This is a genomic window from Alcaligenes sp. RM2 (assembly GCF_052931795.1).
The window spans coordinates 188,482-212,552 of the sequence record NZ_JBRFIO010000004.1; the positions used below are offsets into that span (position 1 = coordinate 188,482).

Annotated in this window: 25 protein-coding genes and 1 pseudogene; 14 read left to right on the top strand and 12 right to left on the bottom strand. The window is 57.5% G+C overall.

Annotated features, from left to right (window positions below; translation table 11 throughout):
* Window position 1: 1 nt before the first annotated feature.
* Window positions 2-988, bottom strand: coding sequence for an ABC transporter permease (locus tag ACU6HM_RS14635; protein WP_009461210.1), 987 nt, complete (start codon window positions 986-988; stop codon window positions 2-4).
* A 155-nt stretch (window positions 989-1,143) separates the two neighbouring features.
* Window positions 1,144-2,715 carry an ABC transporter substrate-binding protein gene (locus ACU6HM_RS14640; RefSeq protein WP_446763984.1) on the bottom strand — a complete coding sequence of 524 codons (1,572 nt, stop codon included), beginning with the start codon at window positions 2,713-2,715 and terminating at the stop codon, window positions 1,144-1,146.
* A 214-nt stretch (window positions 2,716-2,929) separates the two neighbouring features.
* Here ACU6HM_RS14640 and dinB point away from each other — a divergent pair, with 214 nt between their 5' ends.
* Window positions 2,930-4,099 carry a DNA polymerase IV gene (dinB, locus tag ACU6HM_RS14645; RefSeq protein WP_276607168.1) on the top strand — a complete coding sequence of 390 codons (1,170 nt, stop codon included), beginning with the start codon at window positions 2,930-2,932 and terminating at the stop codon, window positions 4,097-4,099.
* 273 nt (window positions 4,100-4,372) lie between these two features.
* Window positions 4,373-5,563 carry an acetylornithine transaminase gene (locus tag ACU6HM_RS14650; protein WP_035269332.1) on the top strand — a complete coding sequence of 397 codons (1,191 nt, stop codon included), beginning with the start codon at window positions 4,373-4,375 and terminating at the stop codon, window positions 5,561-5,563.
* Between the two features lie 116 nt (window positions 5,564-5,679).
* On the opposite strand, the gene ACU6HM_RS14655 is transcribed toward ACU6HM_RS14650, so the two are convergent.
* The 3 genes from ACU6HM_RS14655 to ACU6HM_RS14665 are packed head-to-tail and all read right to left on the bottom strand — an operon-like array spanning window position 5,680 to window position 6,580.
* Window positions 5,680-6,006, bottom strand: coding sequence for a helix-turn-helix domain-containing protein (locus ACU6HM_RS14655; protein ID WP_250756412.1), 327 nt, complete (start codon window positions 6,004-6,006; stop codon window positions 5,680-5,682).
* The gene (locus tag ACU6HM_RS14660) at window positions 5,990-6,253 is read right to left on the bottom strand and encodes a type II toxin-antitoxin system RelE family toxin (protein ID WP_446763985.1); all 264 of its coding nucleotides are present in this window, start codon (window positions 6,251-6,253) and stop codon (window positions 5,990-5,992) included. The genes ACU6HM_RS14655 and ACU6HM_RS14660 overlap by 17 nt, the downstream gene beginning before the upstream one ends.
* Before the next feature lie 30 nt (window positions 6,254-6,283).
* Entirely contained in the window at window positions 6,284-6,580 is a 297-nt protein-coding gene (locus tag ACU6HM_RS14665) for a hypothetical protein (protein WP_446763986.1), read from the bottom strand.
* Window positions 6,581-6,588: 8 nt separating this feature from the next.
* Here ACU6HM_RS14665 and ACU6HM_RS14670 point away from each other — a divergent pair, with 8 nt between their 5' ends.
* From ACU6HM_RS14670 to ACU6HM_RS14715, 10 genes are all read left to right on the top strand, one after another.
* Window positions 6,589-7,416, top strand: coding sequence for a MetQ/NlpA family ABC transporter substrate-binding protein (locus ACU6HM_RS14670; protein WP_446763987.1), 828 nt, complete (start codon window positions 6,589-6,591; stop codon window positions 7,414-7,416).
* The gene (locus ACU6HM_RS14675; RefSeq protein WP_254500115.1) at window positions 7,416-8,258 is read left to right on the top strand and encodes a MetQ/NlpA family ABC transporter substrate-binding protein; all 843 of its coding nucleotides are present in this window, start codon (window positions 7,416-7,418) and stop codon (window positions 8,256-8,258) included. Before ACU6HM_RS14670 ends, ACU6HM_RS14675 begins: the two co-directional genes overlap by 1 nt.
* A gap of 1 nt (window position 8,259) precedes the next feature.
* The gene (locus tag ACU6HM_RS14680; RefSeq protein WP_446763988.1) at window positions 8,260-9,465 is read left to right on the top strand and encodes a methionine ABC transporter ATP-binding protein; all 1,206 of its coding nucleotides are present in this window, start codon (window positions 8,260-8,262) and stop codon (window positions 9,463-9,465) included.
* Entirely contained in the window at window positions 9,437-10,099 is a 663-nt protein-coding gene (locus tag ACU6HM_RS14685; protein ID WP_026483900.1) for a methionine ABC transporter permease, read from the top strand. Before ACU6HM_RS14680 ends, ACU6HM_RS14685 begins: the two co-directional genes overlap by 29 nt.
* Before the next feature lie 78 nt (window positions 10,100-10,177).
* Window positions 10,178-11,443 (top strand): SfnB family sulfur acquisition oxidoreductase, encoded by a 1,266-nt coding sequence (locus tag ACU6HM_RS14690; protein ID WP_446763989.1) that lies wholly within the window; start codon window positions 10,178-10,180, stop codon window positions 11,441-11,443.
* 4 nt (window positions 11,444-11,447) lie between these two features.
* Window positions 11,448-12,647 (top strand): SfnB family sulfur acquisition oxidoreductase, encoded by a 1,200-nt coding sequence (locus ACU6HM_RS14695; protein WP_446763990.1) that lies wholly within the window; start codon window positions 11,448-11,450, stop codon window positions 12,645-12,647.
* A gap of 165 nt (window positions 12,648-12,812) precedes the next feature.
* Window positions 12,813-13,637: a MetQ/NlpA family ABC transporter substrate-binding protein gene (locus ACU6HM_RS14700; RefSeq protein WP_009461199.1), complete on the top strand. Its 825-nt coding sequence runs from the start codon at window positions 12,813-12,815 to the stop codon at window positions 13,635-13,637.
* A gap of 16 nt (window positions 13,638-13,653) precedes the next feature.
* Window positions 13,654-15,081, top strand: a complete 1,428-nt coding sequence (locus ACU6HM_RS14705; RefSeq protein ID WP_060186585.1) for an LLM class flavin-dependent oxidoreductase — start codon at window positions 13,654-13,656, stop codon at window positions 15,079-15,081.
* A gap of 71 nt (window positions 15,082-15,152) precedes the next feature.
* Window positions 15,153-15,998: a MetQ/NlpA family ABC transporter substrate-binding protein gene (locus ACU6HM_RS14710; protein WP_446763991.1), complete on the top strand. Its 846-nt coding sequence runs from the start codon at window positions 15,153-15,155 to the stop codon at window positions 15,996-15,998.
* Window positions 15,999-16,010: 12 nt separating this feature from the next.
* Window positions 16,011-17,312 carry an acyl-CoA dehydrogenase family protein gene (locus tag ACU6HM_RS14715; protein ID WP_446763992.1) on the top strand — a complete coding sequence of 434 codons (1,302 nt, stop codon included), beginning with the start codon at window positions 16,011-16,013 and terminating at the stop codon, window positions 17,310-17,312.
* A gap of 123 nt (window positions 17,313-17,435) precedes the next feature.
* Here the strand turns inward: ACU6HM_RS14715 and ACU6HM_RS14720 are convergent, their stop codons facing one another.
* The 6 genes and pseudogenes from ACU6HM_RS14720 to msuE form a co-directional block, all read right to left on the bottom strand.
* Window positions 17,436-17,993 (bottom strand): recombinase family protein, encoded by a 558-nt coding sequence (locus ACU6HM_RS14720; protein WP_009461194.1) that lies wholly within the window; start codon window positions 17,991-17,993, stop codon window positions 17,436-17,438.
* Window positions 17,987-18,172, bottom strand: a pseudogene (locus tag ACU6HM_RS14725) (HepT-like ribonuclease domain-containing protein); the annotation flags it as partial. The gene ACU6HM_RS14720 and the pseudogene ACU6HM_RS14725, both read right to left, overlap by 7 nt.
* A gap of 32 nt (window positions 18,173-18,204) precedes the next feature.
* On the bottom strand, window positions 18,205-18,495 hold the full coding sequence (locus tag ACU6HM_RS14730) for a nucleotidyltransferase family protein (RefSeq protein WP_250756423.1): 291 nt from the start codon (window positions 18,493-18,495) through the stop codon (window positions 18,205-18,207).
* 84 nt (window positions 18,496-18,579) lie between these two features.
* On the bottom strand, window positions 18,580-19,434 hold the full coding sequence (locus tag ACU6HM_RS14735) for an amidohydrolase family protein (protein WP_446763993.1): 855 nt from the start codon (window positions 19,432-19,434) through the stop codon (window positions 18,580-18,582).
* Complete coding sequence (gene ssuD, locus ACU6HM_RS14740; protein ID WP_021447128.1) at window positions 19,431-20,591, bottom strand: FMNH2-dependent alkanesulfonate monooxygenase; 1,161 nt, start codon at window positions 20,589-20,591, stop codon at window positions 19,431-19,433. The genes ACU6HM_RS14735 and ssuD overlap by 4 nt, the downstream gene beginning before the upstream one ends.
* A complete protein-coding gene (msuE, locus tag ACU6HM_RS14745) occupies window positions 20,588-21,175 on the bottom strand; it encodes an FMN reductase (RefSeq protein WP_429587726.1) in 588 nt (195 codons plus the stop codon). The genes ssuD and msuE overlap by 4 nt, the downstream gene beginning before the upstream one ends.
* Window positions 21,176-21,607: 432 nt before the next feature.
* Between msuE and ACU6HM_RS14750 the strand changes: the two genes are divergently transcribed.
* Complete coding sequence (locus ACU6HM_RS14750; RefSeq protein WP_009461189.1) at window positions 21,608-22,120, top strand: 2,4'-dihydroxyacetophenone dioxygenase family protein; 513 nt, start codon at window positions 21,608-21,610, stop codon at window positions 22,118-22,120.
* Here ACU6HM_RS14750 and ACU6HM_RS14755 read toward each other — a convergent pair.
* Window positions 22,117-23,124, bottom strand: a complete 1,008-nt coding sequence (locus tag ACU6HM_RS14755; RefSeq protein WP_250756427.1) for an AraC family transcriptional regulator — start codon at window positions 23,122-23,124, stop codon at window positions 22,117-22,119. The two genes, ACU6HM_RS14750 and ACU6HM_RS14755, sit on opposite strands and share 4 nt — an antisense overlap.
* A 328-nt stretch (window positions 23,125-23,452) precedes the next feature.
* Between ACU6HM_RS14755 and ACU6HM_RS14760 the strand changes: the two genes are divergently transcribed.
* A complete protein-coding gene (locus ACU6HM_RS14760) occupies window positions 23,453-24,001 on the top strand; it encodes a LysR substrate-binding domain-containing protein (RefSeq protein ID WP_446763994.1) in 549 nt (182 codons plus the stop codon).
* Window positions 24,002-24,071: the final 70 nt, after the last annotated feature.

Sequence of the window (24,071 nt, forward strand, 5' to 3'; positions counted from 1 at the left end):
ATTAGTGCCCCTTGGCGCCCGACAATTGGGTGCGCAGACGTGGATCGACCAGGAAGTACAGCAGGTCTACCAGCAGGTTGATCACAACAAATACCAGGGCAATCAGACAGAGATAGGCCGCCATCACGGGGATGTCGGCAAATTGCACGGCCTGGATAAACAGCAGACCCATGCCCGGCCATTGGAAAACGGTTTCCGTCACGATGGCAAAGGCGATGATGCCGCCCAGTTGCAGCCCCGTGATGGTGATAACCGGCACCATGGTGTTTTTCAGGGCGTGGCCAAAGTGGATGGCGCGTTGCGACAGGCCACGGGCACGAGCAAATTTGATGTAGTCGGCGCGCAGTACTTCCAGCATCTCGGAGCGCACCAGACGCAGGATCAGCGTGAGCTGGAACAAACAGAGCGTGATGGCGGGCAGGATCAAATGCTTGATCCCGTCCCAGCTAAGCAGGCCGGTACTCCACCAGCCAAACTTCAGGACTTCGCCCCGGCCATAGCTGGGCAGCCAGCCCAATTGCACGGAGAAGATCAGGATCAGCAAGATACCGATCAGGAAGGTGGGCAGAGAGATCCCCAGCAATGAAAAGGCCAGAATGCTCTGCGCCATGAACCCATTGCGCTTCAAGGCGGTGTACACCCCTAGCGGCAGGCCTATCAGCAAGGCCAGTATGGCGGCCACCACGGACAGCTCTACCGTGGCAGGCAGGCGGTCTTTCAGTAGCGTGGAAACCGGTTGGGCTTGCCGCAGGGACAGGCCAAATTCGCCTTGTACGGCCTGGGATACAAAGCGTCCGAATTGCACGGGAGCGGGTTGGTCCAGCCCCAGGCTGGCACGCAGTTCCACGCGATCTTGTTCGGTGGCGTCCTGTCCCAGCATGATGGTGACCGGGTCACCAATGTAGCGGAACAGCACAAAAGCCAGAAGGCTGACCGTCAGCATCACCAGAACAGCCTGGATCAGACGGCGAATAATAAATACCAGCATAGGCGGTCTCCTGGTAGAGCGCGAGGATCACTCGCGACCAGTGTCGTCCTTAATGTGTAAAAAGGGCCCGGCAAGGGGGCTGGTGTAGAAACGGATGACTACAGCGTAATGGGAACCAGCCCCGCACGGAGGCGGGGCTGGGGTATGAAAACAACTTAGTCGATGGTGGTCCATTGGGCCAGCATGCGGTTGTCCGCACGATGAATCACGTTGACCTTCTTGGCCATGGCCCAAGGAATGATCTGGTCATGCAGGGGAATGTGGCCCACTTCCTTGGCATGAATTTCCAGAACCTTGTGGATGGCCGCATCGCGCTTGGCGGTGTCGGTTTCGGTCTTGATCTGGTCGATCAAGGCGTCCACTTCGGCGTTTTCGTAGCCACCAAAGTTAAAGGAGCCGTCTGCGCCCTCGCCCTTGCTGTGCATCAGGCTTTGCAGGGTGTACAGCGCATCAAAGGTCGGCACGCCCCAGCCAAACATGTAGGCGCTGGAGTCAAAGCTTTGTACTTTGGGGAAGTAGGTGGCGCGTGGCATGGCGTTCAGGTTGGCTTTCACGCCGACCTTGGCCCACATGCCCACGATGGCCTGGCAGATGGCTTCATCGTTGATGTAGCGATCGTTCGGGCAATCCAGGGTGAAGGTCAGGGAGTTGTCGTAACCGGCTTCTTTCAGCAGTTCCTTGGCACGATCCTGGCTGTAAGGCAGGCGCTGGGCCAGTTCCTTGGTGTAGCCGTGAACCTGAGGGGCCACCATGGTGCCGGTGGGGGCGGAAGAACCGCGCATCACGGCTTTCTTGATGGCTTCAATGTCGATGGCCACGTACAGGGCTTCACGCACACGCTGGTCAGCAAAGGGGTTCTTGCCCTTGATGCTGCTGTACTTCAGTTCCGGATTCTTTTGGTCCAGACCCAGGTAGATGGTGCGGTACTCGTTGCCTTCCACAATCTTGGTTTGCTGGCGCAGACGCTGCAAGTCCTGCGCAGGCGGGTCCAGAACCAGGTCCACTTCGCCCGACAGCAAGGCGGCGGTACGGGTGGCGTTCTGCTTGATCGGGACGTAGATCACTTCGGTGACATTACCCACCTTGTTGCCCTTGTTCCACCATTCTTCGTTTTCGACAAAGACGGTGCGTACGTCCACTTCACGTGACTTCAGCTTGTAAGGGCCAGTACCGTTGGTGTTGCGAGCCGAGAAGGTTTCTTCGTTCTTGTTGAAGTCCTGGGGCTGGGTCACATTATTCTTTTCCGACCAGGCCTTGTTCATGATGAACACACTGGTCAATTGGCGCAGCAGAACCGGGTTGGGAGCGGCAGTAACAATGTCCACGGTCTTGTCGTCCACTTTTTCAGCCTTGACGATGCCGTTCACGTAGGCCTTGAAGTTGGACGTAGGGGCCATGGCGCGTTGAATGGAGAACACCACGTCATCGGCGGTAAAGGGAGCGCCGTCGTGGAATTTCACCCCTTCGCGCAGCGTAAAGCGCCACACAGTAGGTTCACGTTGTTCCCAGGCCGTGGCCAGGCTGGGCACAATCTGGAAATCCTTGTCGTAGTCCACCAGCGCCTCATAGACATACATGCTGCCTGTGATCGTGAGGTTTTCGTTCTGTGCGTGTGGGTCCAGCGTCATGAAGTCGCCCTGGCTGGACCAGGTAAGCGTTTTGCTGTGGCCCACCAAGGGCAGGGCGACCAGAGCTGCCAGCGCAGCAGCCAATACTGTTTTTTTCATGAAAACCTCCTGTTGGGGTGCTGGGAGTCAGCTGATAATGAGGCTGCATAGTAACCGGGCGCTTGCTACCGATTCAATACGTAGTTTCAGCCTGCTGTCAGCTTAATGATGTTTAGTGATTTATATCATCCCGGCGCTTATTCAGTGGCTCTCGGTGCACCGCTGACTTGTCGCTATAATGGTGTACATATATACAGTTAACAGGCTGATCAAGGTGGCGGCACAAGAAGAAAAACCTCTGGAGCGGCGTATCGCTCATGTGGATATGGATGCGTTTTATGCCTCGGTGGAGCTGTTGCGCTACCCGCATTTGCGCGGCAGTCCCGTGGTGATTGGCGGGCGCAGTGCTGATGCGCCCAGGCAATTGCCCGATGGCAGCTGGCAACATGCCCGTCTGGCCGATTATGTTGGGCGCGGGGTGGCCACGACTTCGACCTATGAAGCGCGTCAGCTGGGTGTGTTCTCGGCCATGGGTTTAATGAAGGCGGCCCAACTGGCCCCTGATGCCATCTTGCTGCCTGCCGATTTTCAAGCTTACCGCCATTATTCGCGCTTGTTTAAACAGGCCGTAGCCACGGTCTCGGACCATATCGAGGACCGGGGTATCGACGAGATCTATGTGGACCTCAGCCATAAAACCGAAGACAGTCACGAGCTGGCTGAGCAGATCCGACAAGCCGTGAACCAGGCTACGGGCCTGACCTGTTCGGTAGGCATCACTCCCAACAAATTGCTCTCCAAAATTGCCTCGGAACTGAACAAGCCCAATGGAGCCTGTGTGCTGACCATGGACGATGTGCCTACCCGCATCTGGCCGCTGGCTGTGGGCAAGATCAATGGCATTGGTCCCAAGTCGGTCGTGAAACTGACGGAAATGGGCATTCAGAAGATCGGGGAACTGGCCGCCACACCTGCAGAAAAATTGCAGGAACATTTTGGCCTGCGCTACGCGCAATGGCTGATGGCCGTGGCTCAAGGCCAGGACGAGCGCCCCTTATCCACCGACCGCACGCCTAAATCCATCAGTCGTGAAACCACCTTCGAGCGTGATCTGCACGTGCGCATGGATCGGTCCCGCCTGTCTGCCGTGCTGGAGTCCCTGTGTGAAAAGCTGGAGCAGGATTTACGCAAATCCGCCATGTGCGCCCAAACCATAGGCATCAAGCTGAAGTTCGAGGACTTCAAAACCGTGACGCGCGACCTGTCCCTGCCCGCTCCCGTGCTGGCGGCGGATGCCATTTTGGCCGCCGCCCGCCAGAATCTGAAACGCGCCGTGCTGGATAGACGCCTGCGCCTGCTGGGTGTGAAAGCCAGCGCTCTGCTGCCCATCAGTGAAATGCCGCAGGAGCAGCCTCGTCAACTGGATCTGGACGGTTTGTTTTAGGCAGGCAGATCTTTGGAAGGCTGCTTGGATGACAGGTTTTATACAAACGCGTCCCGGCGACTCCCACCCCGATACCGTGCAAAGATTTCAGGCTTAAAACGCTTTGGCGCCTGCCAGGGCGCGGATGTGTACCAGAAAAGGGACAATCCACGGCCAGATGGCCATTGTCCCAGGCATAAGCGTCCTGCTGGGGGTGTGCTGCGTTAGAATTAATTGTCCAGCCGCCGGGCTGGTTTATTTTTTCTTCTTTCATTTTCATCAAGGTTTGCCGTTATGGAATTCGATCGGGCCGGTGTACGTGCATTAATGGAAATTACCCAGCGTCCGGAGTTGGTCTTTGTGCGAGGAGAAGGTTCCTGGCTGCAAGATCACAACGGCAAGCGATACCTGGACACCGTCCAGGGCTGGGCCGTGAACGCGCTGGGCCACAGCCCTGCCAACGTGATCAAGGCGATCACCGAACAAGCGTCCAAATTGATCAACCCCTCGCCTGCGTTCTACAACGAGCCCTCTATCGAGCTGGCCAAACGCATCGTGGAGCACTCCTGCTTTGACCGCGTGTTCTTTGCCAACAGTGGTGGCGAAGCCAACGAAGGCGCCATCAAGCTGGCGCGCAAATGGGGTCAGATCAACAAGAACAACGCTTACAAGATCATTTCTTTTGAGCACTCTTTCCATGGCCGTACCCTGGCCACCATGTCCCTGTCCGGCAAGCCCGGCTGGGATCGCATGTTTGCTCCACAGGTCGACGGCTTTCCTAAAGCCAAGCTGAACGATCTGGAATCCGTGCGCGCGCTGATCGACGATCAAACCGTGGGCATCATGCTCGAACCCGTACAGGGCGAGGCCGGTGTTATTCCTGCGACCGTGGAATTCATGAAGGGTCTGCGCGCTCTGGCCGACGAGCACAAATTGCTGCTGATCGTGGACGAAGTGCAAACCGGCATGGGCCGTACTGGCACCATGTTTGCCTACGAACACTCGGGCATCCGTCCTGACATCATGACCCTGGGTAAAGGCATTGGTGGCGGCGTGCCTCTGTCGGCATTGTGTGCTCGCGAAGAAGTATCCTGCTTCCAGCCAGGCGACCAGGGCGGTACCTACAACGGTAACCCCCTGATGACCGCTGCTGGCGTGGCCGTGTTCGACGAACTGGCTGCTCCTGGCTTCCTGGCTTCGGTCAACGCCCGCGCCAAGCAGCTGTCCGAAGGCCTGCTGGCCATCAGCGCCAAGTGGGGCATGAACGGTGAGCGTGGTGAAGGCCTGCTGCGTGCTCTGATCCTGGATCAGGACGACGGCCCGGAAATCGTGGCTGCTGCTCGCGACCGTGCTCCAGAAGGCATGTTGCTGAACTCGCCACGTCCTAACCTGCTGCGTTTCATGCCAGCTCTGAACATCACGGCCGACGAAATCGACCTGATGTTGGCCTGGCTGGACGAAATCCTGGTCAAGGTTCGCGGCTAAGCGGCCAGCTTGCTGTAAAGAAATCCGCCTTCGGGCGGATTTTTTTTGGTCTTTGAATTTTTGTAGCCCTGCGGGTCTGGCGGCTTGGAGGGGACCTGCAAGCTGCCGTTCCTGGCTTAGAAGTCGAGTTGCTCAGGTGTAATCCCAAGCGCAGCTGCAATGCGCTCCAGGCTGCTTTTTCGCAGTCGTTCGCTGCTTTCCTGCTGTGCATAGGCAGATTGGCTGATACCCAGACGAGCGGCCAGCTCTGCCTGTGTCAGCCCAAGGTGTTCACGCCATGCCCGAACCGGTGTTGCACCGTCGATCGTGCTGCTGACGACGGCGTGGGGGATCAGCCCGCCGTCTTGGGTCTGGCTGGCGATGTAGTCCTGGTAGGGAATCACGACAAAAGCGGGATTGCCGTCCGGGCCATTGATGATCTGAATATTAGTACGTGCGTTCATCGCGCTTTCTCACTTCCTGGATGTCGATAATTCTTATCTCTACGTCCCAATCAAACAGGACGCGATAGTTTCCGATGCGCAGGCGATAGCCATACTGGTGATTCGTCAGCGCTTTGATGTTCTGCGATCCGGAGCAATTGGGCATGTCAGCCAAGTTGCAGACACCGTCGCGGATAGCGCCCTGGTGTTGCCTGTCGATCTTGCGCAGTTGTTTGGCGGCTTTGGGTGTCCAAAATATCGAGTTCATGGACAAAATATAAGTTAATTATAAGTTAAGTTACTTGATATAAGTTTGGAAAAATTGCGCGGAGGACGGCAAAAAACCATTTTTGACTCCTGTTCTTGCACTCCCACGGCTAACTTGAAACGCGCATGAAATATCACAAATGCCATCGTTGGCAGTATTTAGTTTATTTTCAAAAATAATATAAATATCAATAACTTGAAGTAATTTTATCCAGCAGTTAGCCAGCATAAGTAAATGATTGTTCTGTTGTGGTGCCAGGGGAATGGAGTCGATGTAATAGAAGCTTCCAAGATTTGCCTGCAAGCGCAGGCCCACCCCGTGAGGCACTGTTTACCATGCTCCAGCAACTGTCCAAACTCATCGTAGCTAGTGCCCTTGTGCTGGCTGTTTCTCCGGCCATTGCCGCCGATTCTTTACGCATTGGCGTGGTGCCGGGCGCCTATGCCGATTCCATCAATGCCGCGGCCCAGGATGCCAAGGCCCAAGGCATTAATGTCGAGGTGATCGAGTTCACCGACTGGACCACGCCCAATGTGGCGGTGGATAACGGCGATATTGATATCAATTACTTCCAGCATCAGCCTTTCCTGAAGAACGCCATCGAGAAAAACGGCTACAAGCTGGCCAGCGCGGGCACGGGTATTCTGGCCAATGTGGGAGTGTATTCGCTCAAGCATCAGGCGGTGGACCAGGTCCCTCAGGGCGGCAAGGTAGGCATTGCCAACGACCCCGTGAACCAGGGGCGTGGTCTGCTCTTGCTGCAAAAAGTCGGGCTGATCAAGCTCAAGCCAGAGGTCGGTTATCTGGGCAGCCTGGATGACATTGTCGAGAACCCCAAAAAGCTCAGCTTTGTGGAAGTAGAAGGCCCGCAACTGGTGCGTATTACGGGGGATGTGGATATTGCCCAAGGCTATCCGCATTTCATCGTAGCGGCCAAAGCCTTTGATCCTTCCAGTGGTCTGGCCTACTCGGGTATTGAAGATGCGCAGTTTGCCATTCAGTTCGTGGTGAACGCGGACCGTACTAACGATCCTGTCATTCAAAAGTTCATTTCCATCTATCAAAACTCGCAGTCTGTGCGTGACGTGTCGCGTGCGGCATTCAATAACGACGAGCGCCTCTACACCCTGGCCTGGCTGAATGCACAAGGAGGGGCGAAATAATGGCTGCGATCTTCTCCTCTCGCCTGCAGCGTTGGGCGCTGGGCATTCTGTTTGCCGCTGCCCTGCCGTTCAGCAGCTCTGCCGCCGTGATCAAAGTGGGCTCCATTCCCGGTGCAACCTCGGATGCGGTGCAAGCGCTGATCCCGGAAGGCAAAAAGCAGGGGCTGGATATTCAGTTGGTGGAATTTACGGATTGGACGCTGCCCAATGAGGCCGTCAACAACGGCGATATTGATGTGAATTTCTTCCAGCACCAAGCCTTTCTGAACAATGCCATCAAAGAGCGTGGTTACGACCTGGAACTGATTGGTCTGGGCTTGCTGCAAAACATTGGCCTGTACTCGAACAAGTATCAGTCTCTGGACCAGGTTCCCAAGGGCGCAACCGTGTCCTTGCCGAATGATCCGGTCAATCAGGGCCGTGGCCTGTTGCTGCTGCAAAAAGCGGGCCTGATCACCTTGCGTCATGGTCTGGATACCGGAGCCACGGTCAATGATGTGGTGGACAACCCCAAGCAGCTCAAGCTGGTGGAAATTGAAGGCCCGCAACTGATCCATTCCTTGCCGGATGTGGATTTGGCTGTCGTCTGGCCCAGCTATTTCGTCAGCGCTGGCCGCAAGGCGGATGCGGGCAAGGCCCTGGTCTATTCCGGCATTGCCGACACCTTTTATGCAATGGGTTTTGTCACGCGTAAAGACCGCGTCAACGACCCTGCCCTGAAACAGTTCGTGGAGCTGTTCCAGCAGTCGCAAGCGGTACGCAACACGATTGCAGACCGCTTTGATCACAACCCCCATCTGTACACCTTGCCCTGGCAAGGCAGCAGCACAGCGAGCAAGTGATATGGCATACACATCAGCACTACGGCGTAATTTGGACGAGCTGCGGGACACCGCCGAACAGGCCGCAGGACAGCGCGAGGTTCATAAGGCCAGTGCGTCTGCCAAAGCGGAACTGGAACAGCAACCCAGCGTCGTCAAGGCAGGCAGCGTGGCTTTTCGCAATCTGTCCAAAATCTATCAGTCCTCGGCAGGCGCCGTGCCTGCCTTGCAGGACATTGATCTGGACATCGCGCCAGGCAGCATCTTCGGCATTATTGGCCGTAGCGGCGCGGGTAAATCCAGCTTGCTGCGCACCATCAACCGGCTGGAGCGCCCGAGCAGCGGCCAGGTACTGGTGGATGGCGTGGATATTGCCCGCTTGAATGAATCGGAACTGGTGCAGCTGCGTCGCCGCATTGGCATGATTTTTCAGCACTTCAATTTGTTGTCTGCCAAAACGGTGTACGAGAACGTGGCTTTGCCCTTGAAGGTGGCCGGGGTGTCGGCACAAGACATTGCTCAGCGTGTTCAGGAACTGCTGCAACTGGTCGGCTTGCAAGATAAGGCCGATACCTATCCCAGTCGTTTGTCGGGTGGGCAAAAGCAGCGCGTGGGCATTGCTCGCGCCTTGGCAACCGGCCCGGAGATTTTGCTGTGTGACGAAGCCACTTCGGCGCTGGACCCGGAGACTACGCAATCCATTCTGAGTTTGCTCAAGGACATTAACCGCCGCCTGGGCATTACCGTCGTGCTGATTACGCACGAGATGAGCGTGATCCGTGAAATTGCCGACCGCGTGCTGGTGCTGGAAAAAGGCCGCATTGCCGAACTGGGCGAGGTCTGGCGTGTGTTTGGCAAACCGCAGCATGACGCCACCAAGGCGCTGCTGGCCCCCTTGCAGCACACACTGCCGGAGGACTTGCAGGCACGTCTGGTACAGCAGCCTCCTGAAACTGGCACGTACAGCCGCATCCTGCAATTGAGCTATAGCGGCGAAGGTGGCTGGGAGCCGGATTTGCTGCGCATTGCCCGCAGCCTGCCCGGCCAGCCGCAGCTGGTTCATGGTGGCGTGGACCGCATTCAGGGCCATGCACATGGACGTTTGCTGGTCGCCATTGAGGGGCATGTGAGCCTGCCCGATTTGACATCTTTGACGCAAGGCCCGGCGGCCATCGCGCATCACATTGAGGACATTGGATATGTTGTGGAATCTGAGTATCCCCGCTGAGCGTTATTGGCAGGCTTTTCTGGACACGTTGATGATGGTGGGCGTGTCTGGGGGCATTGCCTTTCTGGCCGGTATTCCGCTGGCAGTGCTCTTGATTGTGACGGCCCCCCATGGCTTTTGGGAGTCGCCCAGGATCAACCGGGCGGTGGGTAGCGTGGTCAATGGTTTCCGGGCCACGCCCTTCATTGTTTTGCTGGTTGCGCTGATTCCTTTCACGCGCTTGCTGGCAGGCACCACGATTGGGGTGTGGGCGGCCATTGTGCCCCTGGCAATCAGCGCCACGCCTTTCTTTGCCCGTATTGCCGAGGTCAGCCTGCGCGAGGTGGATTCGGGCCTGATTGAAGCGGCTCAAGCCATGGGCTGCAAGAAGTGGGACATCGTGCGCCATGTCTACTTGCCCGAGGCGCTGCCCGGCATTGTGGGTGGCTTCACCATCACCATCGTGGCCTTGATCAGCTCCTCGGCCATGGCCGGTGCGGTCGGTGCCGGTGGCCTGGGTGACTTGGCGATCCGCTATGGCTATCAGCGTTTTGATACGCAGGTGATGTTGATCGTGATTGCTGTGCTGATTGCTTTAGTGACTGTGGTGCAGTTTGCCGGCGACCGCTACGTGCAGTGGCTGCGCGCACGTTGATCCGAGTTCAGCCAAGGGCTGGCGCACTTAGTGGCGTCGCCTATCCCTACCGTTTTTAGTCATTGAAAAGAGTGCCGTATGAATGATCGGATTACTCAGGGCGGAGCTTTGCCCGAAGCATCTGCAAAGCCGCGTCTGCCCTTGCCCCCCCAACAGCCTCATGTGATTGGCAGTGAGGCCGAAGCCCTCGCCATTGCTCGGCAATTGGCCACTGAATTTGCTCAAACCGCTGCCGAGCGCGACCGCCTGCGCCAGCTTCCCTGGGACGAGATAGAGCGCTATACCGCCAGTGGCCTGGGTGCCATCACTATCCCCAAAGCCTATGGCGGTCTGGAAGCTTCCAACGAAACGCTGGTGCAGGTGTTTGCCATCATCAGCGCGGCTGATCCTTCCCTGGGTCAGATTCCGCAAAACCATTTCGCGCTGATCCAGAACCTGAAAGACACCGGCACTGAATCTCAAAAGCAGCGTTGGTTCAAGGCGGTGCTGCAAGGCGCGCGTTTAGGTAATGGCGGACCGGAAAAAAAGGGCAAGGCAGCGGTGATTACCGACATCACTGCCCATCTTGCGCGGGCAGCGGATGGCCGCTTGCGCGTTAGCGGCACACGCTTTTATTCAACCGGCGCCTTGTTCGCGCATTGGATTCCTTTCCGAGCTGCGGATGAGCAAGGCCGTGGCGTGCAAGTCTGGGTACGCCGCGATGCGCCTGGTGTGCAGGTGATTGATGACTGGAATGCCTTTGGGCAACGCACCACCGCCAGTGGCAGTGTGGTGTTCGAGCAGGTCCTGGTCGAGGAAGACCATGTGCTGGAAAGCTGGCGTTTTGTGGACAAGCCTTCCCTGTCGGGTCCTATTTCTCAACTGATTCAAGCCAGTATTGATGCCGGTATCGCTCAGGGGGCCTTGCAGGATGCACTGGAATTTGTCCGTAATCGTGCGCGCCCCTGGACCGATTCGGGTGTGGCCAGTGCCACGCAGGACCCTCATATCATTCAGGAAGTCGGGGCCTTGCAGATTGAGGTGGATGCCGCTCAGGAAGTTTTGCTGGAGGCAGCGCGTTTGCTGGATGAGTTGGCCGCCAAGCCCGTGGATGCAGACAGCAGCGCCCGTGCTTCTGTAGCCGTTGCCGAGGCCAAAATCCTGACGACGGAAGCGGCCTTGAATGCCAGCGAACAGCTCTTTGCCTTGGCCGGCTCGTCGTCCACCCGTGCGGCTCATAATCTGGATCGCCACTGGCGCAACGCCCGCGTGCACACCTTGCATGACCCGGTGCGCTGGAAATATCACTTGCTGGGCAATTACCTGCTCAATGGCGCCTCGCCGTCTTATCACCAATGGAACTGAGGCCATGACAACACAGCTTTCTACATTCGTACACATCATCACGTCCGAGCCCGAAGCGCTGCAAGCCGCCGAGCAGTTTGCACAATCCATTGCCCAACATGCGCTGGAGCGTGATCGCGACCGTATCTTGCCGCATCGAGAGGTGGAGCAATTCAGTCAAAGTGGCTTATGGGGCATTACGGTCCCCAAAGAATACGGCGGCGCGGGCGTTTCCGCCGATGTGCTCACCCGTGTCGTGCAGCGCATTGCCAAGGCCGATGGCAACTTTGGCCATATCCCGCAAAACCACTATTACGCGTTGGAAGTGTTGCGCGTGGGGGCGACGCACGAGCAAAAAGCCTTTTTCTACGATCAAGTGCTGCAAGGCAAACGCTTTGGCAATGCATTGGCAGAGATCGGCAAGAAGGACTTTGTCCGTCGCACGCAGTTGCTGAAAGAACCCGATGGCTGGTTTGTGGATGGCCGCAAATTCTATTGCACGGGCTCGCTGTTTGCACACTGGATTCCCACGTTGACGACCTCGCCTGATGATGGCCGCCTGTATCTGGTTTTTGTACCGCGTGGGGCTGCAGGCGTCACGCTGACGGACGATTGGGACGGCTTTGGCCAACGTGTCACAGGCAGCGGCTCGGTGGAGTTCACACGTGTTCCTGTGCAGCCGCAATGGGTCGTGCCGTTCACGGACTCCTTCGAGCGTCCGACCACTATTGGTCCCTATGCCCAGATCATCCATGCAGCACTGGATTTGGGCATAGGCCAAGGGGCTTTCGAGGCCACCTTGCCCTTTATCCGCGAGCACAGCCGCCCCTGGATTACCGCTGGCGTGGATACCGCCGCACAGGACCCCTTGCTGCTGCAGGAGGTGGGCAATGTGCATGTGCGTTTGCGTGCCGCGCAAGCGCTACTGGCCCGCGCCGCCCGCTTTGTGGACGCCGCCCAGCAAGCACCGGATGAGGACAGTGTCGCTCAGGCCTCCATTGCCGTTGCGCAGGCCAAAGCCCTGGCGACCAGCGCCAGTGTGCTGGCAGGCAGCAAGTTGTTTGAACTGGCAGGCACCAGCGCTACGCAGGCCCAGCATGGGCTGGATCGCTACTGGCGTAACGCCCGAGTCCATACCCTGCATGACCCGGTGCGCTGGAAGTACCACGCCATTGGTAATTACGCCCTGAATGGCGTGCGCCCGCCGCGCCATGGTGCTTTGTGATGCCACCTGGAAAGCTGTGTTTAGGCATGGCTGCAGGGGTGAAGAAGCGTTGCGCAGTATGGCTCAAAGCATGTCAGTAAATACGTTCTAGCAAGACACATATGCGCTTCGATATGGCCTGTTTTCCAGGCCACGAGCCTTTCTCTTTTATCTGGATGTTGATTGATGACTATCTCGAAGATTTTGAAAAAACTGACGGCGTTTAGCCTGGTTTCTACTGCTGTTTTGTTGAGCAGCACAGCGACCGCTGCGCCATTGAAAATCGGCGTTGTTCCCGGCATTTTTGCGGACTCGGTGGCCGTTGCCGCGCAGGAGGCCAAGAAGCAGGGTGTGGATGTGCAGGTGATCGAATTTACCGATTGGGCCACACCGAATGTGGCGCTGGATGCGGGCGATATTGATCTGAACTACTACCAGAACAGTAATTACCTGGCCAATGCGGTGCGCGACAAGGGCTTCAAGCTGGTCAGCGTGCAGCCGGGCATTTTGTCTTACCTGGGCCTGTATTCTCTCAAGCACGCCACGCTGGCCGATTTGCCCGATGGCGCAAAAGTGGCGATTGCCAGTGACGCCGTCAACGTAGGCCGTGGGTTGCGTCTGTTACAGCATGCAGGTTTGATCACGCTGCGCCCCGAGACCGGCTTGCTGGGCACTCCCGATGACATTGTTTCCAACCCCAAGAACCTGAAGTTTGTGGAAGTGGAAGGCCCGCAATTGGCACGTGCCACGCAGGACGTGGATCTGGCTCAAGGCTTTCCGTATTTCATCCTGGCCTCCAAAGCCTTTGATGCTACGAAAGCCTTGTCCTTGACCAGTTACGAGGACGACTCCTGGGCGATTCAGTTTGTGGCCCGTAGCGACAAGACGAAAGACCCGCGCATTGCCCAGTTCCTGGAGGTCTACAAAACATCGCCTGCGGTGCGCGAGGCAATCGATCAGTTCTACCAGGGCGAGAAAAAGCTGTATCGCCTGACCTGGTTGCCGCATTAAGCAAGGAGAATGCCCCATGACGCAGCCCAAGAAACACATCCATATCAACGCTTTCAACATGAATTGCGTCGGCCACATCCACCATGGTTTGTGGACGCATCCGCGTGATCAATCCACGCAGTATCACACTCTGAAGTACTGGACGGATCTGGCCCAAACGCTGGAAAAAGGCTTGTTCGACGGCATCTTTCTGGCGGATGTGGTCGGCTATTACGACGTTTACCAGCAAGGTGTGGACTTGACGCTGCGCGAGGGTATTCAACTACCGGTGAACAACCCCTGGCTGCTGGTCTCGGCCATGGCAGCCGTCACGCAACATATTGGCTTTGGTCTGACAGCGTCAGTGGCGGCGCATCACCCTTACACCTTCGCACGCGATGTCAGCACGCTGGATCAGCTAAGCAATGGCCGCATAGGCTGGAACATCGTGACTGGCTATGTGGATAGCGGGGCGCGGGGTTTGGGGCAGGATGGTCTGGATGCACACGACAGCCGTTACGACCGGGCCGAGGACTTTCTGCAATTGGCTTACAAGCTGTGGGAAGGCAGCTGGGAAGATGGCGCGCTGATTGCCGACAAGCAGCGTCGTATCCATGCCCTGCCCGAGAAAGTGCATACCGTGCATCACGAAGGGCCGTTTTATCGCAGCAATGCAATTCATATGAGCGCGCCCTCTCCTCAGCGCACGCCTCTGCTGTTCCAGGCAGGCACTTCGGCGCGGGGGCTGCAGTTTGCCGGGCAACATGCTGAAGGGGTTTTCATCGGTGCGCGGGACCCGGAAGCGGCCAGGGACTCGTCCCGCAAGCTGCGTCAGGCAGCGGTCAATGCGGGACGGCAAGCGCAGGACCTGAAGATTTATGCGGGTGTAGCGGTCGTTACGGGTGCTACGGAAGCCGAGGCTAAAGAGAAGTATGCCGACTATCTGGCCCATGCCAGTTCCGAGGGCGGCCTGGCGCATTTTGCGGCCAGTACCGGCGTGGACTTTGCCCAGTATGACCTGGATGAACCCATCAGCTTTGGCCCCAGCAACGCGATTCAATCCGCAGCGGCCGCAGCCCAGAAACAAGGCTGGACGACGCGCCGCAAGCTGCTGGAGCAATTCACGCTGGGTAGCCGCTACAAAACCATTGTGGGCGACCCGCAGCAAGTGGCGGATGCGCTAAGCACCTGGATTGATGAAGGCGAGATCGACGGCTTCAATCTGACCCGCATCGTTGTGCCTGAAACCTGGGAAGACTTTGCCAGCTACATCGTGCCCGAGCTGCAAAACCGGGGCCGCTATCGCACGGCGTATGAAGGTGGAACCCTGCGCCAGCAATTGTTTGGACAAGGAGATCGGGTATCTGCCACGCACCCTGCCGCGCAGTGGCGGCATTTGGTGCCCGGTTCGACCCCGGAGGCGGGATCGGATGAGGCGGCTACCTCTGCCTTGCAGGCAAGCTGATTAGGGCGAGAAAGAGCCAGTATCTGCTGCGTTGGATCATTTTTTACGACCCCTTTTTTAAGGTCAGGATCATGTTGTTTGCCCGTTTTTCTATTCGTGCCGTGTTTGCCTTGGCAGCTTTGAGCCTAGCGGGCCATGTGTCTGCTGCTGCATTGAAAATCGGCGTCACGCCCGGCTCTTTGGCCGATTCTGTTGCCGTGGCAGCCAAGGAGGCCAAGAAACAGGGCCTGGAGGTCGAGGTGATTGAGTTCACCGACTGGACCACGCCCAATACGGCCTTGGCCTCCGGGGATCTGGATTTGAATTACTTCCAGCATCAGGCTTTCCTGGACAATGCCGTCAAGGAAGGCGGCTATGCCATTGAAAGTGTGGCTTACGGTTTGCTGCCCAATATTGGCTTGTATTCCAAGCAGTATTCGTCCTTGGATGCGCTGCCCGAAGGCGCTTCTGTTGGGGTGGCGAGTGATCCGGTGAATCAGGCGCGCGGCCTGCTGCTTTTGCAGACGGCTGGCCTGATTCAGCTGAAAGAGGGGGCAACTGCGCGTGCCTCGATTCATGATGTGACGGCCAACCCCAGAAAGCTGCGCATTGTGGAAGTCGAAGGGCCGCAATTGGTGCGCGCAGCCGATGACCTGCCCTTGGTCCAAGGTTATCCAGCCCATTTTGTGAACGCCGGGCAGTCCGATCTGGCCAGCAAGGCCTTGCAGTATTCCACAGTGGATGACCTGTACTACGCCATTCGCTTTGTGGCGCGAAGCAGCCATAGAGAGGATCCGCGCATACGCCAGTTTGTGGATCTTTATCAAAACTCCCCTGCCGTGGCCGCGCAGATCGACACGTCTTTTGCGGGAGACAAGAAGCTGTATGCCTTGCCGTGGAAGACGGCGGGTCATGCCTCCATTACGCAGGTTCCTTGAGGGCTGCACATCATGATGACTGACACTGCCGTTTTTACCTCTGATGTTGCGCCACGCCGGACTGTGCCAGAAAGGGGGGCAGCGCCAGCAAGTGCACGAGCTTCCGATCTGGGCGCCTTGCGTGCCCGTTTCAGCGCCCTCTTTCAGCGCATTGCCGATACTGCGGCGGAGCGCGAGCATACCCGTACCTTGGCCTATGCGCCCATTCTGTGGCTGAAAGACAGCGGTTTTACGGCTCTGCGTGTGCCGCCTCAATGGGGTGGCAGCGGTGTCTCCATCCCGGTGTTCTTTGAGCTGTTTCAGGAGCTGGCTGCGGCGGATTCAAATGTCGCCCAAATTCTGCGCCCTCATTTCGGTTTCATCGACCGATTGTTGATTGATCGGGATGAGGCCACGCAAGCGCAGTGGCTGCCGTTGGCAGGCCAAGGAGCGATTTTTGGTAATGCCACGACCGAGACTGGTTTGGGCGCTGTAGGCCAGTTGCAAACCACGCTGGAGCCCGATCCAGAGCAGGCCGGTCAATGGCGTCTGAATGGCCGCAAGTTCTACAGCACGGGCACCTTGTACGCGGATTGGGTCACGGTGGTGGCTCGCAGCACAGGAACGGAGAAGGAGGATGAAACGGTACATGCCGTGGTCGCCACCGATCAGGAAGGGGTGGAGCGTCTGGATGACTGGCATGGCTTTGGCCAAAGGCTGACGGGATCTGGCACGACGGTGCTGACGGATGTGCTGGTGCCCGAGAGCGCTATCATCCGCTTTCCGCGTCAGGAGCCCACACCCTTGGTGGCTTATTTTCAGCTGGTGCATTTGGCGACCTTGGCGGGTATCGCCCAAGCCTTGCAGCGTGATGCAGTGGCCTATGTGCAGGCGCGCAAGCGTGTCTTTAGCCATGGTAGTGCCGCGCTGCCCAAGGACGACCCCTTGGTGCAGCATATTGTGGGAGAGCTGGCCAGTACGGCTTATATCGCCCAGCTGGCGGTACGTGATGTGGCGGCTCATTTGCAAAGCATTGCGGATCAGCGGCAGGCGGGTGTGGAGGTCTCCCGCGAAACTTTGGACGCTCTGGAGCTACGCACTGCACAGGCGCAAGTAGCCGTGGTGGAGCCCGTCTTGCGGGCGGCCACGCGCCTGTTTGATGTGGGTGGCTCTACGGCCCTGGAGGAGTCCCGTCGTCTGGATAGACATTGGCGTAATGCGCGAGCCCTGGCCTCGCACAATCCGGTGATCTACAAGGCTCGGTCGGTGGGGGATATTTTGCTGAACGAGGCCGAGCCTGTGTACTACTGGCATGTGGGGACAAAGGAGAGTTGAGCCGATGCGGTCAGAGACGGGGTCGCCTCTTGGAAACATACAGGGCACGAATTAATCGTGCCCTTTATGTTGTCAGCCGTGAGCGCGCAGCCTCTCAGGGTAAATCAACGACAAAATAGTACGTTAAGCGCGTGATGAGGCTGGCACCCAGCGATAAAGCGTAGGAACGGATACGTCCAGGTTCTTGGCCACGTCCTTGAGTGGTACACCGCTGGCCAGCAGCTTCTTGGCTGACTTGATTTTGTTGTCGTTCATCTTGGGTTTGCGACCACCCTTGCGGCCAAGCTGCTTGGCGACTTCCAGCCCGGTACGGGTACGTTCGACTGTCAGTTCGCGCTCCATCTCGGCCAGGCTGGCCATGACGTGGAAGAAGGACCGACCAGACGGCGTGCTGGTGTCGATGGAGTCGGTGAGGCTTCTGAACTGGATACCTTGTGTGCGCAGTTCGTTGACCAGATCGACCAGTTGCTTGACTGAGTGGCCCAAGCGGTCCAGCTTCCAGACCACCAATGTGTCGCCCTCGCGCAGCATTTCGAGCGCTTTGACCAAGTCTGGACTATTTGCTCGCGTGCCACTTACCTTGTCTTCAAAGACCCTCTGGCACCCGGCCTGAATCAAAGCTTCGCATTGCAATTCAAGGTTCTGATCTTGCGTCGAGACGCGCGCATAGCCGATCAGCATGGCGTGTCGCCGTCTGCATCCTGACGAACGGCAAGTAACTGTTGAAGCAATTCCGGTAGTGCTGTCTGCACGGTGTCCCACACGACATCGAGGTTGACGTCGAAGTAGCCGTGGGCGATGCGGTTGCGCATACCGCGCATATTACGCCACGGCACTTGTTCGTGTGTCTGAGCGAACTCGAGGTCAAGGTAATCCGGAAGACGGTACTTGCTCATACTGGTTGCGCCTCTGCAAGCACTTGGGCACGGACTTTAGGTGGTAGGTCACCGGGCGTCAGCAAATCGACTTGAATACCGAGCAGTGATTCCAGCTCGTCTTGCAGGCCTCCCAGGTCAAACAGCGTCGCACCAGGCAGTGCGTCAACCAGCAAATCAATGTCGCTGCCATCCTGGTCGGTGCCATGTAGTACCGAACCGAAGACGCGTGGATTCGCCGTGCGAAAGCGGCTTACGGCTTCACGCACTGCATCTCGGTTCATGTCGAGCACAACAGATGGACGCATGGTCATCCCTTCTTATCAAAACTCATCAAAACGGTAAGTTATCGAGAATGGGATTTCAAGGCCTGGTTCCTCAGATCGAAATTATTACGAGAGTTGAAACAGCCTGGCCGCATTGTCATAAAACAGCTTGTCCAGAATTGCATCCTTGAAACCCAGCTGCTGGAAGTCCTCAATACTCTGGCGAATCGGGCGGAAGGTATAGGACGAACCAAACAGCAATTGCTCGGACAGGAAGCTATTGGCTGCCTGCACATAGCCCTCGTTTCCCGGCTGGAAAATGTACATATCCGGCACCAGATGCACGTTCTCGTGCAGAAAGGCCAGGCCTATGGCCTGTTGCACATTGGGCCAATAGCCGTGATAGACCACTAAAGGCAGATCCGGGAAGGCTTTGGCCACTTTGGCCAGCCCGGCCGGGTCGTTGTAGCGCGGGTCCGGCGTGGTGGGGCCACTCATCAAAAAGACGGGTACTTTCAGGTGGCGCGCCAGTTCGTAAACGGGCCAGTAAACCGGGTCATCGGGGTGACGTGCTGGAACACCAAAACCCGGCTCGATATCAATGCCGGACAAGCCCAGCTCCTTGATGGCGCGTTCTGCCTCGGCCAGGGCTTGCTGCTCGCCTTGCAGAGCCGGATCAATACCGGCAATGCCCAGCAATTCATCGTGTCCGTGCACGATCTGATGAATGGTGTCGTTGGGCAAATGTTGCGACGGTGTGTGGCGGCCTACGACGACCGCTTTACTCAGTCCGGCCTGGCGCACTTCTTCCAGAAAGCCTTCCTGACTCAGCGACTTTTCAAAGTGGATATCGCTGCCACGAGTGCCTACGCGGCGATTCAGCCAACGCGCGGTGGCATGTTCTGGCGAGCCAGGTTCGGCTCCGAAGAATTTGTGCAGAAAGGCAGGTCGGCAGCGTAGATCGATTATTTTTTGGCTCATGATGCAGAAGAAAGTTGCTGGTTTTGAACACCGCGCGCGTCAAAGGCGCCGCCGGTCTGGGCGCGATCACTGACGGTGACGGCGCGTTTGCCCAGAAGGGGAAATACCAGCTCGGCAAAGCGGATGGATTCTTCCAGATGCGGATAGCCCGAGAGCACGAAGGAGTCCGCGCCCAGGTCTATGTATTCCTGCAAGCGCTGGGCCACGGTTTGGGCGTCGCCCACCAGTGCGGTGCCTGCCCCGCCCCGTACCAGCCCCACCCCTGCCCACAGATTGGGTGAGACTTCCAGTTGATCGCGACGGCCACCGTGCAAGGCGGCCATGCGTTTCTGGCCTACCGAGTCCATGCTGGCGTAATTGGCCTGCGCCTTGGCAATGTCCTCGTCCGTCAATTTGCTGATCAGACGATCCGCCTCGGCCCAGGCTTCTTCATTGGTTTCACGTACGATCACGTGCAAGCGCACCCCCAGCCTCAATTTGCGACCACGGGCGGCGGCACGGCGGCGGATGTCCTCAAATTTCTTGCCCACAGCAGCCGGTGGTTCGCCCCAGGTCAGGTAGGCATCGACATGCTCGGCAGCCAGTTCATGGGCGGCGTCTGAGGAGCCGCCAAAGTACAAGGGCGGATAGGGTTTTTGCACAGGCGGGAAAAAGTTGCGGCCATTCTCTACCTTGAAATGCTTGCCCTGAAAATTCACGGTGTCGCCAGAGAGCAATTGACGCCAGATCGTCAGGTATTCATGGGCGTATTCATAACGGGCATCGTGGTCCAGAAACACGCCTTCGGCGGCCAGTTCGGTGGCATCGCCGCCGGGCACCACATTCAGCAGCAAACGGCCATGCAGGGCCTGGTCCAAGGACGCTGCCTGACGTGCGCTGGAAACGGGTGCGCCCAAGGAGGTACGCAGTGCCACCAGCAGCTTGATGCGCTGGGTAACAGGAACCAGGCTGGCCGCCACTACCCAGGGGTCCAGGCAGGAGGCGCCGGTGGGAATCAGCAAGCCGTCATAACCCAGGTTCTCGCTGGTGACGGCAATGCTGCGCAGATACTCGTTGGTGGGCGCGCGGCCAAAGTCGGATTTGCCCAGATAACGGGTATCGCCCGAGGTGGGCAGGAACCAGAAAATATCGGGTGTGGTGGAGGTGATTTGGCTCATGCTGCCTGCGCCTCCAGAACAGAGTTTCGCAGCGGCAAACGCGTTTGAAGACTGTGCAGTACCGGTATGGCCAGATCAACGGTGCGCTGGATGTGCTGTTGCAGGGCGGCGCTGGTGACTTCGCCGTCCTGAATCTCCTCGGGCGTGGCATAGACCCCGATGGGCAAGGTCAGAGCCTGGAAGAAGCTGAACAGGGGCCGTAGCTGATGTTCGATGACCAGGGCATGGCGTTGGCTGCCGCCAGTGGCGGCCAGCAATACGGGGGTGCCATTCAGGGCATTCATGTCGACCAGATCGAACAGGTGCTTGAGCAAGCCCGGAATGCCCGCGCGAAAGATGGGCGAGCCCACGATCAGAAAGTCGGCCTGCTCAATGGCGGTGATGGCCTGATGCGCATGGGCGGGCAAGGCGTCGGTGGACAGGGCCGCGCCAAGTTCGGGCAGCAGGCTGACCAGCTCGATGTTTTGCACGTCCAGTGCCAGTTGGTCGTTCAGTGTGTCGCGTAGCGCATCCAGCAGCACTTGCGTGCGGGAGGGACGGTGCAAGCTTCCATTCACAATAACGGTTTTCAGAGGGCGGCTCATGGCAATTCCTTGCAGTGAAATCAGAACAAGGTGCCGCCAGAAAACGGGGGCACCTGTGCGAGTCAATGCCTTGTATTACATGCCTGATCGCCGCTGCCACGAAAGACAATTCGCTCATGTGTTTATGGTCGATAAGCGTCCTTACTCTTTTGATTTGCTTATGAAAATCAGTATTGTTGAATGTGAAAAAATGAGCTGCCAAATGGCATGGGCATGAACTGTGTCAGGAGTTCGTCGCCGGTCTTTTTCGGGGTCAAATAAAGCGATCGGAGCGGGAGTGCCAGAACTGGATAGTGCGCCGCTACGTTGTGCCAAAGCTGGATAGTTCGGCGCCAAATGGCTTCATAGAATGAAACCAGGTCAATCCGGGGGGATTGGCATCCGACTGTGTGGGAAACACAGCGGCTTTTATTTCTATGAGAGAGACAAGTCATGACTCAAAACAGCACCCCACCCTATATCGACATTGAAAAACGCATCGACAAGGTACGCGACGAATACGCGCTGGTTGAAGGCCACTTCGATACGTCCGAGGAAACCTCCCCCTGGATTCCTTTCGGCCCCAATATCTGGCTGCGTCACCTGAGCTTTGATATTCGCAACAACACCTCGGTGCACATCATGCGCGCTGACAAAGGTGGTTCTTTGGGGCGTCATCGCCACCGCGCTGTGGTGACCGGCTACATTCTGTCCGGCAGCCTGCGCTACGAGGAATACGATTGGGTGGCCCGCGCCGGTCATTACATCCACGAAAGCCCCGGTCGCACGCACACCCTGGTGTCCGACGAAGGCATGGAAACCCTGTTCCACCTGGGCACGCCCATCGAGTTCCTGGACGAGAACGACAACATCCTGGAAATCATTGATGTGTTCTGGATGATCGACCACTACACCAGCTACTGTAAGAAGCACAATCTGCCCATCAACAAGTCCATGTTCATCTAAGACTGTTTGATGCTTGTGTGCCGTGTCTGCCCCGTTTGATGGGGCAGTTCCTTGAAGCGTTGCTGGTAGTAGGCAGAAAACCGCCCCAGATGCCCAAAACCATGCGCCAGTGCCACCTCGGTGACGTTGGGGCGGGGCCGGCTTTGCAGCACCTGATGGGCGGCGTCCAGACGCAGATTGCGTACCCAGCTCATGGGGGACTGTTTGTAGTGACGACGGCACAGCAGATGCAGGAAGCGGGGACTCACACCCGCTGCCTGCGCCAGATCATCCAGTGAGATGTTGCTGTGCAAATGCGCCAGCACATAGTTCCTGGCCTGGAGCAGACGCATTTGCCCTGCCCGGGCTGCGGCTCCCATGGATTCATCCACCAGAGCCTGCACAGCCTGTTCGTCGGCGGGATGACACAGCAGGAATAAAGCCAGGCTGCTTTCAATATGCTGCGTCCAGTTGGCTGGACGGTCGCCATGTTGCGCCGGTAGCAGAAGCAGGTGTTGGATGAGGTTGGCCCATTGCGGGCCCATACAGGGGTCTAGCTTGTAGACACAGCCTCGGGTCATGCCCTCTTGTGCCAGCGTCTGATGGCCCACGCCATCAAACAAGCTGTAGGGGATCTTCACGATCAACTGTTCGCAACCGGCTTGCCACAAGGTGCGCACATGGTGGCGAGGGGATACCACCGCAATATCGCCGGGATAGGCGGTTAATCTGTGATGGCCATCGCTGATGAATTCGGCCGTGCCTTGCAAGGGCATTTGCACCAGACAGAAGTCGCCGAAAGCATCGGCCTGGATTTCCACTTCGGCACCGTAGCCCAGCCGCATCAGGCTGATCTGATCAATATCGCGGCGGTACAAGCTGGTGTTGATGCGCCCGCGACCCCAATGCAGGGCATGCCGGGAAATGGCCCGACTCAGTGGCTGATGAGACAGCTCGGCGCTGTGGGAATGAAAGACTGGATGACGGTACAACACCGACAGATCCAAGCCATTTTCTGCCGACATTGGGAACCCCTTGTTCCAGAGCATAAGGATGCGCGTGACCAGTGCCTAGTGTAAAAGTTGCGCGGCTGGGCGGGCATGGGGGCTATCCCTGATCGGGGCTGGTCGGTTTCAGAATATTATTTATTTACAGATAGATAGCCAGTTTTCTATTTTATTTAAGTTTAAAAGAGGCTGTCTGCTTCTTGGTGCTGTGGTTGAGGCTTGAAGAAGTCTGCAGCAGGAGTTTTAACGCCCCTGGGCCCGATCCCCTTTCAAGGTCATGACGGCGCTTTCCACTGTCGCAATCATCTTGCCGTCTTCTCCCTGGATTTCACAGTGGTAATGGCTGATGCTGCGTCAGCATGCTCTGCTGAAAGGCGAATTGCAGGATTTCGCTGTTGGAGCGCGGGGGACTTTGCATCTGTATGCGAATACGGCGGCCTTAACCGAGTTTCTACCGTCGCGCTTGGCTCCCTGGCTGGCACGGTGCCCCAATCTGCATATCGAACTGAAAGAGCGTACCAGCGCAGATATTGTGCGTACGGTTGCCGCCGGTTTGGCCCAGGCCGGTGTGGTGTCGGATGCAGTGCAGGCACCGGGGCTGATGCTGGAGCCGGTGGCCAAGGATCATCTGGTACTGATTATGGCTGCGGCTCACCCTTTGGCGGCACACAGCAAATTGAGCTTGCAGGATGTTCTGCATGAGCCCTGCGTGGGCCTGGGGATTGTGCCGCAAGGCGTGGCCAGCCGCTACAGGCGTCGCCATGGCTTTGTGGCGCGGCCTTTGAGTGACGCCTGGGCCAAGCGCTCCTTGTGCCTGTGTTATCAGGACTGGGGCGCCCTATCCAAACCCATGCAGCGCTTGTTGCAGCATTTGGGGTCTAAGGAGACTGTCTGAGCCCACCTTTTTTGTGAAAACGTGTTCACGGAGCTGCATGCTTTCCAAGCCGCCAGGGGGCAGATGCCAG